The sequence below is a fragment of the Pseudoduganella sp. R-43 genome (assembly GCF_049913255.1).
Lineage (GTDB): Bacteria > Pseudomonadota > Gammaproteobacteria > Burkholderiales > Burkholderiaceae_D > Rugamonas.
In genome coordinates, this window is sequence record NZ_CP183988.1 from 3,978,429 (window position 1) to 3,992,542 (window position 14,114).

Genomic DNA, 14,114 nt, shown 5'->3' on the forward strand with positions numbered 1-14,114 from the left:
GCGCCCCATGTCATCACGCCTTCCCCTGCTGCGCCAGGAACTATCGATCTCAGTCGGGCCGCGCCTGGCCGACGGCCAGCCCAGCTGGACGCTGCACGACCCGGTGCGCAATCTGTTCTTCCAACTGGACTGGCCCAGCTTTGAAATGCTGAACCGCTGGGGCCTGCACGAGCCGCAAGCCTTGCTTGCACAGGTCAACCGCGATACCACCTTGCAGCTGGAAGCAGGAGATCTCGAACGATTGCAGGCCTTCCTCGCAAATCAGCAACTCCTGCAACCAGCGCTTGGCGCTGCTGCGGAACTGGCCGCCATGCGCGACCGCCAGCGCGGCAGCTGGTACGAATGGCTGCTGCATAACTATCTGTTCTTCCGCATCCCGCTGCTGAAGCCGGATCGCTGGCTTGGCAGGCTCACACCGCAACTGACCTTTCTGTTCTCGCCGCTATTCCTCTGGCTGACGCTGGCCGCGGGCGTGTTCGGACTGGCCGGTGCCTACCGCGAGTGGGACCGTTTTACCGCAACGCTGATGGACACCCTGAGCTGGCAAGGTGCGCTTCTGTACGGCTGCGCCGTCATCTTCGCAAAGATCTGCCACGAATTCGGACACGCACTGACGGCCAAGCGTTACGGCTGTCGCGTACCAGCGATGGGCATCGCCTTCCTGGTCATGTGGCCTGTGGCCTACACCGATACCAACGAAGTATGGAAACTGCCGCGCCGTGAACAGCGCCTGGCGGTCGCAGGTGCCGGTATCGTGACAGAACTGATGATCGCCGCATGGGCCACGCTGGCATGGGTGTGGTTGCCGGACGGAGCACCGAAACAGCTCGCCTTCCTGCTCTCCACTACCACCTGGATTTCGACCGTGGTGATCAACGCCAGCCCGTTCATGCGTTTTGACGGCTACTTCCTGCTGTCGGATTATCTTGGCATGCCCAACCTGCACAACCGAGCGTTTGCACTGGCACGCTGGGATCTGCGCGAGCGCCTGTTCGCGCTGGGCGACCCAGTTCCCGAACCTTTTCCGCCGCGTTTGCAGAAAGGGCTGATTCTATTTGCCTGGATGGTGTGGATTTATCGCTTGGTCGTATTCCTCGGGATTGCCGCGCTTGTCTACCACTTCTTCATCAAGGCCGTGGGCATCCTTCTGTTCATGGTGGAGATCAGCTGGTTCGTCGCATTGCCAGTGTGGCGCGAGCTGCAAGCGTGGCGCACGCGCTGGAGCGTCCTTCGCCATAGCCGCCGCGCCAAACGCAGTGCCGTCGTTTTCCTGTTCTTGGCGGGCCTGTTCCTGGTACCGTGGCCCAATCGCGTGCTGAGTTCAGGGCTGCTGCAACCCAGCCAGCGCCTGGCGCTGTATGCACCGGGTAATGCAGTCCTCGAGGCGCTGCCGGTAAAGAATGGCCAGCAAGTAGCAGCAGGCATGCCGCTGCTACGCCTGTCTACGCCAGAACTGGCGCTTCGCGAAGGTGAAACCACTGCGCACCAGGATGCGCTGGCCTGGCAGTCAGCAGCAGCCGGCCTGGACACGGCAAGCCGCAAGGACTGGCAGGTTCTGCATGACCAGCTGGTTTATGCCAATGCAGAAAGCGCGACTGTGGACTCGGACCTGCAGCGCTACCGTCCAGTGGCGCCGAATGCCGGCGTGCTGGTCGATATCGACCCTGACCTGCGCCCTGGCGACTGGCTGAAGGGCCAGGAATACCTGGGATCGCTGATTACGCCAGGGCGTTGGCAAGTTGTCACCTATATCGACGAAGAGGCCGTGCGACGTATCGCCAAAGGAGATCGTGCGCTGTTCATTGCCGACGGCATGTCCGGGCCCGTGGTGCAGCTGAGCGTGTCGAGCATCGACCGCGATGCCAGCCGTACCTTGGGCGAGCCTGAGTTAGCTGCAACGTTTGGTGGCGACGTGCTGGTGCGGGAGAAGGCTGGCGCGCTGTATCCTGAACATGCTGTGTACCGCGTGCTGCTCGTGGCGGATGCTGAACTGCCTCCGACGAATCCGGAATGGCGCGGCCATGTCGCCATTGCCGGGCAATGGGAGGCGCCTGCGTTGCGCTTCCTGCGCACCGCAACCTCCGTCGCTTGGCGCGAAGCGGGCTTTTAATTGAGCGTCGCCGTCCATACTGACCAATCGGCCAACTGTGACGCTGACCGCTTGATCAAATGGCGTCCATAAAGTGACGAAACCTTGGTCGAGCAATTTGAATAATAGTGACGCGCCTGTACGTTCAGACGCCTCCCCCGCAGGCATTGGGCGCCGCGAGGCTCGGCCAAACCGCCGCAAAGACTAACGCGGTCACCACCGTGCGCCCTAAGCCGATTACCTTAACCCGTCCGAAATACCAATGGCTTTGAGCACGAACGCCTGTTCATCCATTACGCCTTCAGACGTTGTGCCGCAACCGCTATGAGTTTGTTGATCAAGAAAGTAGCGCATCGTCGCAAGTAACAGTCCGTCGCGGCGATCCCAGACGGTTATGTCGACGGACTCGAGATTACTTTTGGTGTCCTTGGGATCGATCCGAGATACCTTGTATTTCACCAGTACATCGGCGGTCGACTCTGGAACACCGAAGTAAGATGCAGAGTTGTCTCCATCATTCTGGCGGCGAATGAACGGATGAATCCCGTTCGTTGCGGCACCTTCAAGCTGACAGCACCGGACCTCCGTGAACTTAATCGACCTAGGAAATCTCGGAGGGTCGCTTCGCAAATTCTGAGCAGTACCCCGAGCATCCAAGGTGAAATAGTTGATCCGGGGTGGATACGTGGCAGGTTCCCAATCATATGCGAGCGACTCCACAGTCGATGCCGGTTTGGCAATGAAGCGCGGCCCCACGTCTTTGCATACGGCTTCGAGCTTAGGTGAGTTGGGTTTAAACGAGTTGAAAGCGATGACGACGGGTATGCTCGCCAACGCGACGATATAGCCCACAGGCAGTGTTAGGCAAGCAGTGCCGATGGCGGTCGACCGTTTCCCCTCAGCGCAAAGTACAAGCGAACCCAACGAAGAGAGAGCAATCCACGAAAAGCCGAAGATCCACACCTGGAACATTCCCTTTGCACTGCCGTCGCCGGCGGCTAGGAACGAAAAGAAGAACAGAACGACGCAGTTCAGGATCGCGATGAGGAGGACGACAATATATGCCATGAGGCGCTAGTGTTGATGCAAAACGGCCTATGGTGCCATGTGACTGTTGGTAAAGCAATATTAGCTCAAGCGCCGATCCTTACCTTGCATCGCGTTCTCACCATCGGCAAATAGAAAAAGCCCCTGAAGAATCAGGGGCTTGGCGGTGTTTTTTTAACCGGGTGCTGCGCTATGCAGCCTGACGGGAAACCTCGACGAGGATGCAGCGACGGCGAAGCGTCGTCTGTCGGAGGCGCCTGATTCAATGCAGACGGCTCCGCTTTTGCGCATACATTTGTTCGTCTGCCAGGAGGACGTAGTACGACAGGGTCTGGTTCGCAGATGAATCGACCAGCACGACGCCGGCACTGATCGAGACGCAATACGGCCGCTCCTGCATCAAGTTGAATGCACTCAGGTTAGCCTCGATACGCGCCAGGATGACCCCTGGCTGCTCGTCGTCCAGGGTATATGCAACAAATTCGTCGCCGCCGAGGCGTGCAACAACATCGGCATGGCGAAACGACTGGCGGAACACAAGCGCGGCGTCCTTGATCATGGCATCTCCGGCCTCATGCCCCAGTTGATCGTTTACACGCTTCAGGCCATCGATATCTGCGAAGATCACGGCACTCTTCGTACGCTTGCGGCGCGCAAGCTTATAGATCTGTTCGGCCTGCAGGAAGAAGCCGCGCCTGTTGTACAGACCTGTCAGCACGTCGGTCAACGACAGCATCCGCATTTCGCTCACCGCTGCGTCCCTTTGCTGCAATTCTTCCGCATGGCTTACTGACGTGTCAGCGATTTCCTGGCGTTGTTCGCGTAGCAGCCGCTCGAGTGAAGTCTGCGACTCGATTTTGCCCAGCGCTGCCCCAGCCAACTGCAAAATGTATGAGAGCGTGCGTTCGTAGGCGTCCTGCGTCGCCGTATCCAAGTCGTGATCCCAACTGACTGCGAGGACCACCGCAGCGGCGTGCGCTGGCACGGCCAGCACCAGCCTGCGCGGCCCTCTGTATTCGAGCTGCTGTTCATCATAGGACTGGGCGTTCGCAGCCTCTACCGCGTCGGCGGTCATACGCACGGCGGCGCGGTATAGCGGATGGTCTGTGCCGGCCGAACGCGCAATGCCGTGGCTGTCGAATTCGACCAGTTCCGTCCGGTCGCTGCGCAGGAGCAGCAAGGCCGAATCGAACCGGACAGTCTCCGCCAGCGCGCGGCCGATCAGTGCCAACGAACCTTGCGCCTCGTCGGTCTGAAGCAGGTCGCGCGCCAGGGTCAACAACATGCGCAACTGGGCTGGTCCGAGCTGCCGCGTTTCCACCCGATCCTTTCTCATTGGGCATCGCCCTCCATGCTAGTCCTCCACCTCGTCTGTCGTCGGCGGCGCATCGGACGGAGTAATAGCCTCCGAGACTAGTTGATCGGTACTGGGGGCTCGGCGCAACAACGGCTTGTCGAGCACTCGTGCAATCACGTCCGAGGGAACGCGCCTGTATTCCATGTACTTCTGTGCCAGCGCCCGGTTGCGCACCGACTCGATGTTGATGCCGCGCGCCACCGCCTTCGCGGTACCAATGTCAGAGCGCCTTTGCCGTTCGTTCATCTCGGTCCCGATATGCTAAACATGTTGATGCTTCATGACTTCCGGTTCCCCAGCCACAAGGCGTTCTTCGCTTTTGCGGCCTGCACTGAGTGTATTCCTATTCCGGCCCATGCGCCGCCCACTTTCCTGGTCCTTCAAGTGTTGTTTGCTGAGTGGCACCGCCGCCTCGTATTGGCCAATCAACTCATCAACCGGCAGAGCTGACACGTTCCGTGAAAATCGCTAGGTGTTCGTCTGAAAGACCTGTATATTGGATTCACCGCGTATTCAGCACCGCTAAAGAATTGCCGGTTTCTCTCCTGTCTCGCCTATCTTGGCGACTCCCGTCTGATTCCCTCATCTGTTGCCCCTGCTCGTTGGCGCGTATCGCCGGAAACGGCCCGACTCTACATCTTTTGAGGTTATTTGATGACTACCCAAACCGGAATCGTTAAATGGTTCAACGAAGCCAAGGGCTTCGGCTTTATCACCCCAGACGCAGGAGGACCAGATCTGTTCGTCCATTTTCAGGACATCCAGGCTACTGGCTTCAAATCGCTCGCCGAGAACCAGCGCGTCTCGTTCGAGCGCAGCCCCAGCCCTAAAGGCGAAAAGGCGACCAACGTCAGTCCTTCCTGACAATCTGCGCTGCCTTCCGTTCGCGCGTGTGCTGGACCTTCAACCGCTTTTCCCACCAGCCATAATCTGACAAGGTTTCCTTGGCCACCTCCACGCATCGCAAATAGTCGGGGACTGCCTTGGAGCATGGCGGGGCCGGTGGTTCAATGCCCTGGGAGGTGCAATAGCGTACTGCATCCTCCAGATCGCCGTCATTGAGCAAATCCCGGCACGCGGTCGAGTGAATCAGTGCAAGGTTCATGTCTCTATCCAGAACTCACCAATCGCCTGGAAAAGCGCTGCAGGAGACGCTGGCCGCAACGCTCCAGCGTGGCAAAGGTCGGCTGCCGCATCGCGGTAGAGATCGGTCCGGTCATGTACGCGGTCACCAGTCCGGCCAGCGAAAGCTGCCGCCAGCTTAAGGAGAGACGGCCTTCAGCCACCCACTGCAGATACCTCTTCATACCGGCGCTCCTTCACGATCCTGGGTCTACAAGTTGGGGTGGTCCTCAGCAAACGCGATCGCGTCGCACAGTTGGCCATACCGATAGCCTCCATACAGGAAGTGGCCCTCAATATAGGCGATGCCATGCAGTTTCATCATGCTTTCGTCTTCGTCGGTTGGGTGATATGCCGCCACCCAGCTCGGTTGGAACGCATCATCGCGCAAGAAGCCGGCTTTGGCGTGTTCTGCGACTGCGTAGCGCAAGGCATCCCGAAATACATCGTAATGGTGCTGCCGAAATGCATACCGCCTCCCATCGAACGAAATCTCAAATTGTGCCGCCAGGCTTTCATCCGATTCCTGCTGCATATTTGTGTCGCGCGGGCCTTCCATGACCTTCCCACCTGAACTATCCCGACTCCCATTCATTACGCAGATCTGACGCCGGGCCTTTAACATCGCGTCGGTGTTGGCGCCCTCTCGGGATCCGAACGCCTCGTCCGGGAAGATAATCGTTCGCCTGATGCTGTCCGGCCATTGAAGGCTGGTGCAGTCCGATGATGGCGGCATATGTTTGAGTATGGCAGTCGAGGCGTACTTCAGTGCTCCGTCCTGGCACCTGAACTCAGCGCACCTGAGCAGGATATTCCACCCCTGGAACCACGTTGTTGAGTGTTGGCGCATGGCGCCCTCCTTCGCTCGCGTTCAGGAACAATCTCGGAAAGGTGGCGGCAACGAGCAAGCCTTCCTTCCCGGCGCTGCACGCCAACGGCGTGCCAAACGCATGTGCAATACCAATTCAGGACGATTATGGGCTTTGACGCGATTGCGCTGTCAGGCAGCAATGCTGAGGAAGACCGGCACGAAACTCGATATTGGCTAGGTACCTGCTTACCCAATATACGCCCACAAACGAAATTCACCTAATGAATTCGGCAGCCAAGACGAGCCGTGCAAACGGGCCATTGCCGGATATACTGGAATGGTGGATTCGGGCGCTGGGAGGAACCGATGGAGAGCATGCTGCAGTGGAAAGTCTCCTATTGCCGCTCAGATGGGAGCACCGGCCTGGTCTTCATCGCGCTGCCCAGCGAACCTCTATGCACTGACCTGATGGACTCCATTCTTCAATGGGATACGGATCGCGCATACCTTCACCCAGGCGCGCTGCCAGAAACCGATCGGTTTGCGCAAGCGATCGCATTCTTTGAGTTTAATCACATCACAAATATGCGCGTGAAGTCACTTGATGACCAGATAGACTCTACGTCCGACGCCTAGTTCCCGGCAACATACGGCGTCAGTACAGCGCGAAACTGGGACCCGCGTCAATGGCAAGCGATGGCGTCGGCAGGATCACTTTGGGAGGATGTATGGAACTGCTCGAAACAGAAGACATTGCCGAGTTTCGGAAGATTTTGCGCAGGAGTCGCTTACTTCGTGCAGACTTTTCTCTCAGCGCTACGGACACAACCGATCCGAAGACTGATGAAGTGCCGGCATTGCAGGGTGAATTGACGGTGCGACGAAAATCGACCGGACAGACCAAACAATACCTGATCAGTGACAGCACCTCGTGGCTCGACCTGTTTCGCAATGACATCAAGAGCGGCGCGTTTATTGGACAGGATTCTTTGCAAGTGCGCTATCCGGCAAGTTGGCCGCACAAGACCAGCCATTAACGTACGCTCTGCCCCAGCCTATTCTGCCCATCGAACCTGGCTGCATAGTACAGAATTGTGCCCAGCATCGATGCGCGCCGGTCGCCGACACGCATCGCTCGGCGCTTTAGCCCTCTTTGACTCTGCTCCCGGCGTGGTATCAGTGGGCCTACTAAATGCCCGCAATCGAGCATGGGCCAATGCACTCTTGGCGCCAGGCAGCGAAGCGGCGGCACCGAGCCCGCAACGGAGCCGCCCCTTGGCGCCGATGCAGGTAGACTCGAGCAATCCCGCACCAATGGACGAATGTGCAGTCATGACAACTGACGGTCCCGGGTGATCCCATCGTTGCAAACTCTAATGCCTTCGTCATATTGGGTCCTCCTTGCAGGCCTCTTGCTCATCGCAATGATGTTGGGCGGGACGTTGCTTGGGCGTCTCCCGCTGAGCGGAGCCATGATTTACCTCGCAGTTGGCTACGTGCTTGGTGTGGCGGGGCTTATCACCCCGGACCCAATCCGCCATGCCGGGGCTCTGCAACTGGCGACGGAAGGCGCCCTGCTCATTTCGCTCTTTTCGGTCGGCCTTAAGCTGGAGCTTCCATTGCTGGACCGTCGTTGGCTCGCACCTTTCCGACTTGCCTTCGCGGCGATGGCAATGACCGTGGCGCTCATCGCTGTTATCACTGTCTATGGGTTCGGCTTGTCTGTTGGCGCCGCGATCCTGCTTGGCGCAATTCTGGCACCTACGGATCCTGTGCTCGCATCGGCGATTCATTCGGAGTCAGGACCGGCGCCCGATCCGACCCGCTTCAGTCTCGCCGGAGAAGGCGCACTCAACGATGGCACGGCATTCCCCTTCGTTCTACTGGGCTTGGGTATCATGCAGCTGCATGATCTCGGGGAATCCGGATGGCGTTGGTGGGTTATCGACCTGCTCTGGTCAACCGCCGGCGGAATGCTGATCGGGGCAGCCGTCGGCGGCATGCTCGGCACACTTGTGATCTACCTGAGAACGCGACACCAAAGCGCAGTCGGATTGGACGAGTTCCTCTCGCTTGGCGTCATCGCGGTCTCGTTCAGCCTGGCACAGTTGGCATTAGCTTCCGGCTTCTTGTCGGTCTTCTTCGCCGGTTTAGCGCTGCGGCGCGCGCGAGACTTTCCCATCACCGGGACGACGCCGATGACGCGGAGCGCGGGCTTGGAAGCCTCGCCCACCAATGCGTCAACCCATTCCCATCATGCCAGTGGCGTCATGACCCGGGCAGTACTGAGCTTCAATGAGCAGTTGGAGCGTCTCGCCGAGCTGGCAATTGTATTGATGATCGGCGCCATGCTGCCTTCGATGGTCCTATTTAGCGGATTGTGGTGGCTCATCCCAGCGATCTTCTTTGTCGTGCGCCCCGTGTCGGTCGTGCTTGCATTTGCCGGCTCCAAAGTGCCAACGCACCAGTTGGCAGCCTTGAGCTGGTTAGGGATCCGAGGGATCGGGTCTATCTATTATCTGATGTTCGCCATCCGCAGGAACATCGACGATGGGCTCGCTCAACAGCTCGTCACGTGCACCCTGGCTGTGGTTACGACATCCATCATCGCGCATGGCATCACTGTTCTACCACTGTTGAAATGGTACGCATCCCGTAACCGCGGAGCCGCAAAATGATATGCTATAACTAGGGCGGAACCCACGGGGATTGGCGTTGACGAGAATGAGTTCGCCACTGCCGCTCTTTGTACCGTACTGCCCTTGAGGACAGGTGGCTTGCGATGAATACGTTACTTGAAAAAGAGCGGAGGCGGGATTGGCGTATGGCCGAGCTTGTACAGTACGGCATGACGCTGCGCGCTGTTATCGGCCTAGCGGAAGCCCAACGATACTTGCTCTCCCGCTGTGTTCCCCAGGCGGTTGTCGATCGCGCTTTGAATGCCGTCGGACCTCGGCCATCGATGCCGACGCGCATCGCGCAGGAATTGGAACGGTGCCTACTCACCAAACCCGTTCGATCCGTGCTGGATTAGCTGGGCATAGACTTGGGCAGCACCTCTCCCCTATAGGTCGAACCTCTTCTTGGTTTCAATGGTGGCCCGATCGCTCCAGCGGCCGCCGCGCTGAAGTGTAAATCTTAACAGCGATCTGTCGTGGTACACGGCCCGCAGAAAATGACCATGAGCCTGGTGTGAATTGCCGCGCTCATACCGAGCGATCCAGGCATTCTCGGCCGTGCGGCGGCCCCAGGCGTCGTACCGCAATGAGAATGCAGAGACGGCGAAGCGCCGTTTGCCGGAGGCGCCAGATTCAATGCCGGCGGCTCCGCTTTTGCGCATACATTTGTTCATCTGCCAGGAGGACATAGTAAGACAGGGTCTGGTCCGCGGATGAATCGACCAGCACGACGCCGGCACTGATCGAGACGCAATACGGCCGCTCCTGCATCAAGTTGAATGCGCTCAGGTTGGCCTGTTGTACAGACCTGTCAGCACGTCGGTCAACGACAGCATCCGCATTTCGCTCACCGCTGCGTCCCTTTGCTGCAATTCTTCGGCATGGCTTACTGACGTGTCAGCGATTTCCTGGCGTTGTTCGCGTAGCAGCCGCTCGAGTGAAGTCTGCGACTCGATTTTGCCCAGCGCTGCCCCAGCCAACTGCAAAATGTATGAGAGCGTGCGTTCGTAGGCATCCTGCGTCGCCGTATCCAAGTCGTGATCCCAGCTGACTGCGAGCACCACCGCAGCGGCGTGCGCTGGCACGGCCAGCACCAGCCTGCGCGTCCCTCTGTATTCGAGCTGCTGTTCATCATAGGACTGGGCGTTCGCAGCCTCTACCGCGTCGGCCGTCATACGCACGGCGGCGCGGTATAGCGGATGGTCTGTGCCGGCCGAACGCGCAATGCCGTGGCTGTCGAACTCGACCAGATCCATCCGGTCGCTGCGCAGGAGCAGCAAGGCCGAATCGAACCGGACAGTCTCCGCCAGCGCGCGGCCGATCAGTGCCAACGAACCTTGCGCCTCGTCGTTCTGAAGCAGGTCGCGCGCCAGCATCAACAGTATGCGCAACTGGGTCGGCCCGAGCTGCCGCGTTTCCATCCGATCCATTCTCATTGGGCATCGCCCTCCATGCTAGTCCTCTGCCTCGTCTGTCGTCGGCGGCGCATTGGACGGAGTGATGGCCTCCGAGACCAGTTGATCGGTACTGGGGGCTCGGCGCAGCAACGGCTTGTCGAGCACTCGTGCAATCACGTCCGAGGGAACGCGCCTGTATTCCATGTATTTCTGTGCCAGCGCCCGGTTGCGTACCGACTCGATGTTGACGCCGCGCGCCACCGCCTTCGCGGTACCAATGTCAGAGCGTTTTTGCCGTTCGTTCATTTCGGGCCCGATATGTTGAACATATTGATGCTTCATGACTTCCGGTTCCCCAGCCGCAAGAGATTCTTCACGCGTCATAATCGCGACGCCGTCACCGGCACTCTGGGCCAGCGCAGGGAAAGAAAATTTCAGTCCAGCATTATCAAGGTGCTTCGCCTGATTTGCGGCCTGCACCGAGTGTATTCCTATTACGGCCATGCGCCGCCTACTTTCCTGGCCCTGCAACGCAGTCAGCTGCCAGAACTAACAAATTCCGTGAAAATCGCTAGGTGTTCGTCAGAAAGGCATGTACACTGGACTCACCGCGTATTCAGCACCGCTAAAGAATTGCCGGTTTCTCTCCTGTCTCGCCTTTGTTGGCGACTCCCGTCTGATTCCCTCATTTGTTGACCCTGCTCGTTGGCGCGTATCGCCGGAAACGGCCCGACTCTACATCTTTTGAGGTTATTTCATGACTACGCAAACCGGAATCGTTAAATGGTTCAACGAAGCCAAGGGCTTCGGCTTTATCACCCCGGACGCAGGAGGACCAGATCTGTTCGTCCATTTTCAGGACATCCAGGCTACTGGCTTCAAATCGCTCGCCGAGAACCAGCGCGTCTCATTCGAGCGCAGCCCTAGCCCCAAAGGCGAGAAGGCTACCAACGTCTGTCCTTCCTGACAATCCACGCATCCTTCGACTCCCAATACAGGTGAGCCACATGTCCATATGGCGAATTCAATACCAAGACGATCATGGAGCGCATCAAGAATGTTTTGGGGAACGAGACGGCCGGCCGAGTCCTCATGAAGCCATGGAGATCGTGGTCCAAAGCCTTATTCTGGCTGCACACACACGGCATGAGCGCTGTACCAAACTTGACGCTGCTATCGGCAGACGCGCTTTCCGAATTTCGGGTCCACTTCATTTCACCAGTTAGCGCGATTTCCCAGACCAACCGAGAAACCAAGTGCCCGCCCGAACGGTAGTAAATGACAACTGGACCTTCAACCTTTTGGCTCATGTTCTTCATCCATAGGTCGCCAAACACCTGACAAAGCGCTGAAGGGGGCATGGCGCAACAGTCGCTTCGCCTGGACTGAAGTTGAATGCGGGACCAGCCTCGCCAAGGCGCTACGTTCAGCCTGAAATACGTCCAGCGTCAGGATGGTCAGCTCACGCGTGTATAGCGCACGATGGCCAAGGACGGTTCAAAGTCTCCAAGGTCGGCACGAACTGTCCTGCGCATCGCGTCAAGAGCTTCCGGGGGGCCGAAGCGGCCTCCCATTGCCGCGTCATCATCCCCGTCGTCAACCCAAGCCAGCAGCGGAAGCAATGTGCCACGAAAGGTTGCAGCATGAGGGAACGATGGGTCTAACAACGTGCAAATATATCGTCACCGTGACGATCGTCATGTGCGTGGTCACCAGTCAGATCAGCGAAAGCGGCCACCAGATTTAGGCGAGAAGACCTTCAGCCGTCTACTGCAGACACCTCTCCATGCCGGCGATCATTAGCTGGGGGGATTACCAGTTGCCTTGCAATGGACGGCCCGAAGAGATAAGCCGGCTTCAATGTATGCTGGAGTTCCCGCTCGATCAAATTTATAGGCATTCGATAGAAGCGCCGCACATACCCACTACATTTCTTTTAGGTAGGGACTTGTGCAGGATCGACGCCAACACATTCACTCGCCAGACGCGGCTCAAGCAGAAAGCGGTAACTCATTCGGTTCGTCTTCATCTGTCCGAACTTCGACGATCTCTGCGCGCCGTCTGATCAAGCTGGATGCGCGTACACACAAGAGGCCGAACGAAGACCGCTTTGATCAGAGTCATCCGCAGACCATATGACACAGCCGTGCGCAATCCTGCCGTTGTGCCAAAGGCAACTCTAGTTAGAAGGACGATGGACATCTGTTGAGCAGTAACTTGGTCAACGCGTCGTTTCTTTTGCATAGATCCCATCCATCTTCGGAACGCATTTCGGATGAAGCCTTTTTGCAAGGCTGGAATGCCGAAGGACTCCTTGCGCCAGACAATAAAGCATGGCGCCAGCCAGAGCGCCTTCGTTCAACAGCTCTTGGCATGTAGGTGAACGTATCGAGAGAACTCATCGCGTCACCCGTAACTGGCCAGTTGCCGCGCGAAGCGCTGCAAGGGGCGCGGCCCACAACGCTCCGCATCAGTGCACCATCGTTGCAGGCGGGCCAACAGTTGCTCTTGCGTTTCAGACGAGCGGTCCCACAGCGTTTCAAGCGTCTTCTGCGCCATATGCATTCGATGAAGACGTTCACTATGCGTCAACACCCGTTCGAGATCCCCGCACTGCGCACCAGAGAGACGGCATGGCGCTTGCTGCAACAACCCCTTGGCTTGCTGTAGGTCTGCCCTCGATATCAAGTTCGCCATTCGCGGACGCTCAGCCTGAAAGACCGCTTGTTTGAGCACAGTCAATTCCCGCATCAGGACCGCGCGATGTCCCAGAACCAATTGCAGCGTGCGCAGGGTCGGCGCGAACTGGCCGGCACAGCGCGTCAATGGAACGGGCGCCTTGCGCAGTGTTGCGAGACGCATCAATCCCATCAGCCTGATATAGACCCAGCCGACGTCCACTTCGAACCAGCGGACGGAGAACTTTGCCGAGGTAGGAAAAGTGTGGTGGTTGTTGTGCAGCTCTTCGCCACCGATCAGTACCCCAAACGGCAAGATGTTAGTCGCGGCCTCTTTGCATTCGAAGTTGCGGTAGCCGAAATAGTGCCCGAGACCATTGACCACCCCTGCGGCCAGAAACGGAATCCACATCATTTGGAACGCCCATAGCGTCAGCCCCGGAATTCCAAACAAAAGTAGTTCAATCACCAATAACAGGCCCACGCCTTGCCAGGTATAACGCCCGTAAATTTTTCGTTCCATCCAGTCGTCCGGACCACCTCCCCCATAGCGCCCAACCAAGCCGGGGGCGCTAGCCGCTTTCCGGTAGAGCTCAGCGCCCCGCCACAAAACTTCATTAATGCCCTCCTGTAACGGGCTGTGCGGATCTCTTGCTGTTTCGCAATGCGCATGATGACACCGGTGTACCGCCACCCACTCCCTCGTCACCATCCCCGTGGTTAGCCATAGCCAGAAACGAAAGCAGTGCGCCACAACTGGATGCAAGGTCAATGCGTGATGCGTTTGGCACCGATGCAGGTAGATCGTCACGGCGACGATCGTCGCATGCGTCATCGCCATTCCGACCAGGATCAATTTCCACCAGCTCCAGGCCAGCAATCCCCCCATCAACCATTGCACGGTTTCTCCCATCACGCAGATCCTTTCAACTTCA

Annotated in this window: 15 protein-coding genes; 6 read left to right on the forward strand and 9 right to left on the reverse strand. The window is 58.1% G+C overall.

The genetic code is table 11. The features are described 5' to 3' along the window. Positions 1-7: 7 nt before the first annotated feature. Entirely contained in the window at positions 8-2,110 is a 2,103-nt protein-coding gene (locus ACN9M3_RS17985; protein WP_426318191.1) for an HlyD family efflux transporter periplasmic adaptor subunit, read from the forward strand. Positions 2,111-2,326: 216 nt separating this feature from the next. Here the strand turns inward: ACN9M3_RS17985 and ACN9M3_RS17990 are convergent, their stop codons facing one another. The 3 genes from ACN9M3_RS17990 to ACN9M3_RS18000 form a co-directional block, all read right to left on the reverse strand. Continuing rightward, positions 2,327-3,157: a hypothetical protein gene (locus ACN9M3_RS17990; RefSeq protein ID WP_426318192.1), complete on the reverse strand. Its 831-nt coding sequence runs from the start codon at positions 3,155-3,157 to the stop codon at positions 2,327-2,329. Between the two features lie 241 nt (positions 3,158-3,398). Then, positions 3,399-4,472, reverse strand: coding sequence for a diguanylate cyclase domain-containing protein (locus ACN9M3_RS17995; RefSeq protein WP_426161866.1), 1,074 nt, complete (start codon positions 4,470-4,472; stop codon positions 3,399-3,401). An 18-nt stretch (positions 4,473-4,490) separates the two neighbouring features. Then, on the reverse strand, positions 4,491-4,739 hold the full coding sequence (locus ACN9M3_RS18000) for a hypothetical protein (protein ID WP_426318193.1): 249 nt from the start codon (positions 4,737-4,739) through the stop codon (positions 4,491-4,493). Positions 4,740-5,147: 408 nt separating this feature from the next. Here ACN9M3_RS18000 and ACN9M3_RS18005 point away from each other — a divergent pair, with 408 nt between their 5' ends. Beyond that, positions 5,148-5,357 (forward strand): cold-shock protein, encoded by a 210-nt coding sequence (locus ACN9M3_RS18005; RefSeq protein WP_426318194.1) that lies wholly within the window; start codon positions 5,148-5,150, stop codon positions 5,355-5,357. On the opposite strand, the gene ACN9M3_RS18010 is transcribed toward ACN9M3_RS18005, so the two are convergent. From ACN9M3_RS18010 to ACN9M3_RS18020, 3 genes are read right to left on the reverse strand one after another with little or no spacing between them, the layout of a single operon-like run. Continuing rightward, a complete protein-coding gene (locus ACN9M3_RS18010; protein ID WP_426161871.1) occupies positions 5,344-5,598 on the reverse strand; it encodes a hypothetical protein in 255 nt (84 codons plus the stop codon). The two genes, ACN9M3_RS18005 and ACN9M3_RS18010, sit on opposite strands and share 14 nt — an antisense overlap. 4 nt (positions 5,599-5,602) lie before the next feature. Continuing rightward, complete coding sequence (locus ACN9M3_RS18015) at positions 5,603-5,800, reverse strand: hypothetical protein (RefSeq protein WP_426161872.1); 198 nt, start codon at positions 5,798-5,800, stop codon at positions 5,603-5,605. A gap of 26 nt (positions 5,801-5,826) precedes the next feature. After that, positions 5,827-6,465 (reverse strand): hypothetical protein, encoded by a 639-nt coding sequence (locus tag ACN9M3_RS18020; protein WP_426318195.1) that lies wholly within the window; start codon positions 6,463-6,465, stop codon positions 5,827-5,829. A gap of 327 nt (positions 6,466-6,792) precedes the next feature. Between ACN9M3_RS18020 and ACN9M3_RS18025 the strand changes: the two genes are divergently transcribed. The 3 genes from ACN9M3_RS18025 to ACN9M3_RS18035 all read left to right on the forward strand — a co-directional run bounded on the left by ACN9M3_RS18025 (position 6,793) and on the right by ACN9M3_RS18035 (position 9,104). Beyond that, the gene (locus ACN9M3_RS18025; protein WP_426161874.1) at positions 6,793-7,062 is read left to right on the forward strand and encodes a hypothetical protein; all 270 of its coding nucleotides are present in this window, start codon (positions 6,793-6,795) and stop codon (positions 7,060-7,062) included. Positions 7,063-7,154: 92 nt separating this feature from the next. Continuing rightward, positions 7,155-7,463 carry a transcriptional regulator gene (locus ACN9M3_RS18030; RefSeq protein WP_426161875.1) on the forward strand — a complete coding sequence of 103 codons (309 nt, stop codon included), beginning with the start codon at positions 7,155-7,157 and terminating at the stop codon, positions 7,461-7,463. A gap of 390 nt (positions 7,464-7,853) precedes the next feature. Continuing rightward, on the forward strand, positions 7,854-9,104 hold the full coding sequence (locus ACN9M3_RS18035; RefSeq protein ID WP_426323785.1) for a cation:proton antiporter: 1,251 nt from the start codon (positions 7,854-7,856) through the stop codon (positions 9,102-9,104). A 785-nt stretch (positions 9,105-9,889) separates the two neighbouring features. Here ACN9M3_RS18035 and ACN9M3_RS18040 read toward each other — a convergent pair. Both ACN9M3_RS18040 and ACN9M3_RS18045 read right to left on the reverse strand, forming a co-directional pair. Further along, a complete protein-coding gene (locus ACN9M3_RS18040; protein WP_426318196.1) occupies positions 9,890-10,540 on the reverse strand; it encodes a hypothetical protein in 651 nt (216 codons plus the stop codon). Positions 10,541-10,558: 18 nt separating this feature from the next. Then, a complete protein-coding gene (locus ACN9M3_RS18045; RefSeq protein ID WP_426161879.1) occupies positions 10,559-10,981 on the reverse strand; it encodes a hypothetical protein in 423 nt (140 codons plus the stop codon). Positions 10,982-11,258: 277 nt separating this feature from the next. On the opposite strand from ACN9M3_RS18045, the gene ACN9M3_RS18050 reads away from it, so the two are divergent. Next, complete coding sequence (locus tag ACN9M3_RS18050) at positions 11,259-11,468, forward strand: cold-shock protein (RefSeq protein WP_426161880.1); 210 nt, start codon at positions 11,259-11,261, stop codon at positions 11,466-11,468. Positions 11,469-12,907: 1,439 nt separating this feature from the next. On the opposite strand, the gene ACN9M3_RS18055 is transcribed toward ACN9M3_RS18050, so the two are convergent. Next, positions 12,908-14,092, reverse strand: a complete 1,185-nt coding sequence (locus tag ACN9M3_RS18055) for a DesA family fatty acid desaturase (RefSeq protein ID WP_426318197.1) — start codon at positions 14,090-14,092, stop codon at positions 12,908-12,910. Positions 14,093-14,114 lie beyond the last annotated feature (22 nt).

What these genes read in the sequence shown, in the direction of transcription:
- ACN9M3_RS17985 (WP_426318191.1), top strand. Translation starts at nt 8, where the DNA reads ATGTCATCACGCCTTCCCCTGCTGCGCCAGGAACTATCGATCTCAGTC.
- ACN9M3_RS17990 (WP_426318192.1), bottom strand. Translation starts at nt 3,157, where the DNA reads ATGGCATATATTGTCGTCCTCCTCATCGCGATCCTGAACTGCGTCGTT.
- ACN9M3_RS17995 (WP_426161866.1), bottom strand. Translation starts at nt 4,472, where the DNA reads ATGAGAAAGGATCGGGTGGAAACGCGGCAGCTCGGACCAGCCCAGTTG.
- ACN9M3_RS18000 (WP_426318193.1), bottom strand. Translation starts at nt 4,739, where the DNA reads ATGAACGAACGGCAAAGGCGCTCTGACATTGGTACCGCGAAGGCGGTG.
- ACN9M3_RS18005 (WP_426318194.1), top strand. Translation starts at nt 5,148, where the DNA reads ATGACTACCCAAACCGGAATCGTTAAATGGTTCAACGAAGCCAAGGGC.
- ACN9M3_RS18010 (WP_426161871.1), bottom strand. Translation starts at nt 5,598, where the DNA reads ATGAACCTTGCACTGATTCACTCGACCGCGTGCCGGGATTTGCTCAAT.
- ACN9M3_RS18015 (WP_426161872.1), bottom strand. Translation starts at nt 5,800, where the DNA reads ATGAAGAGGTATCTGCAGTGGGTGGCTGAAGGCCGTCTCTCCTTAAGC.
- ACN9M3_RS18020 (WP_426318195.1), bottom strand. Translation starts at nt 6,465, where the DNA reads ATGCGCCAACACTCAACAACGTGGTTCCAGGGGTGGAATATCCTGCTC.
- ACN9M3_RS18025 (WP_426161874.1), top strand. Translation starts at nt 6,793, where the DNA reads ATGGAGAGCATGCTGCAGTGGAAAGTCTCCTATTGCCGCTCAGATGGG.
- ACN9M3_RS18030 (WP_426161875.1), top strand. Translation starts at nt 7,155, where the DNA reads ATGGAACTGCTCGAAACAGAAGACATTGCCGAGTTTCGGAAGATTTTG.
- ACN9M3_RS18035 (WP_426323785.1), top strand. Translation starts at nt 7,854, where the DNA reads ATGTTGGGCGGGACGTTGCTTGGGCGTCTCCCGCTGAGCGGAGCCATG.
- ACN9M3_RS18040 (WP_426318196.1), bottom strand. Translation starts at nt 10,540, where the DNA reads ATGAGAATGGATCGGATGGAAACGCGGCAGCTCGGGCCGACCCAGTTG.
- ACN9M3_RS18050 (WP_426161880.1), top strand. Translation starts at nt 11,259, where the DNA reads ATGACTACGCAAACCGGAATCGTTAAATGGTTCAACGAAGCCAAGGGC.
- ACN9M3_RS18055 (WP_426318197.1), bottom strand. Translation starts at nt 14,092, where the DNA reads ATGGGAGAAACCGTGCAATGGTTGATGGGGGGATTGCTGGCCTGGAGC.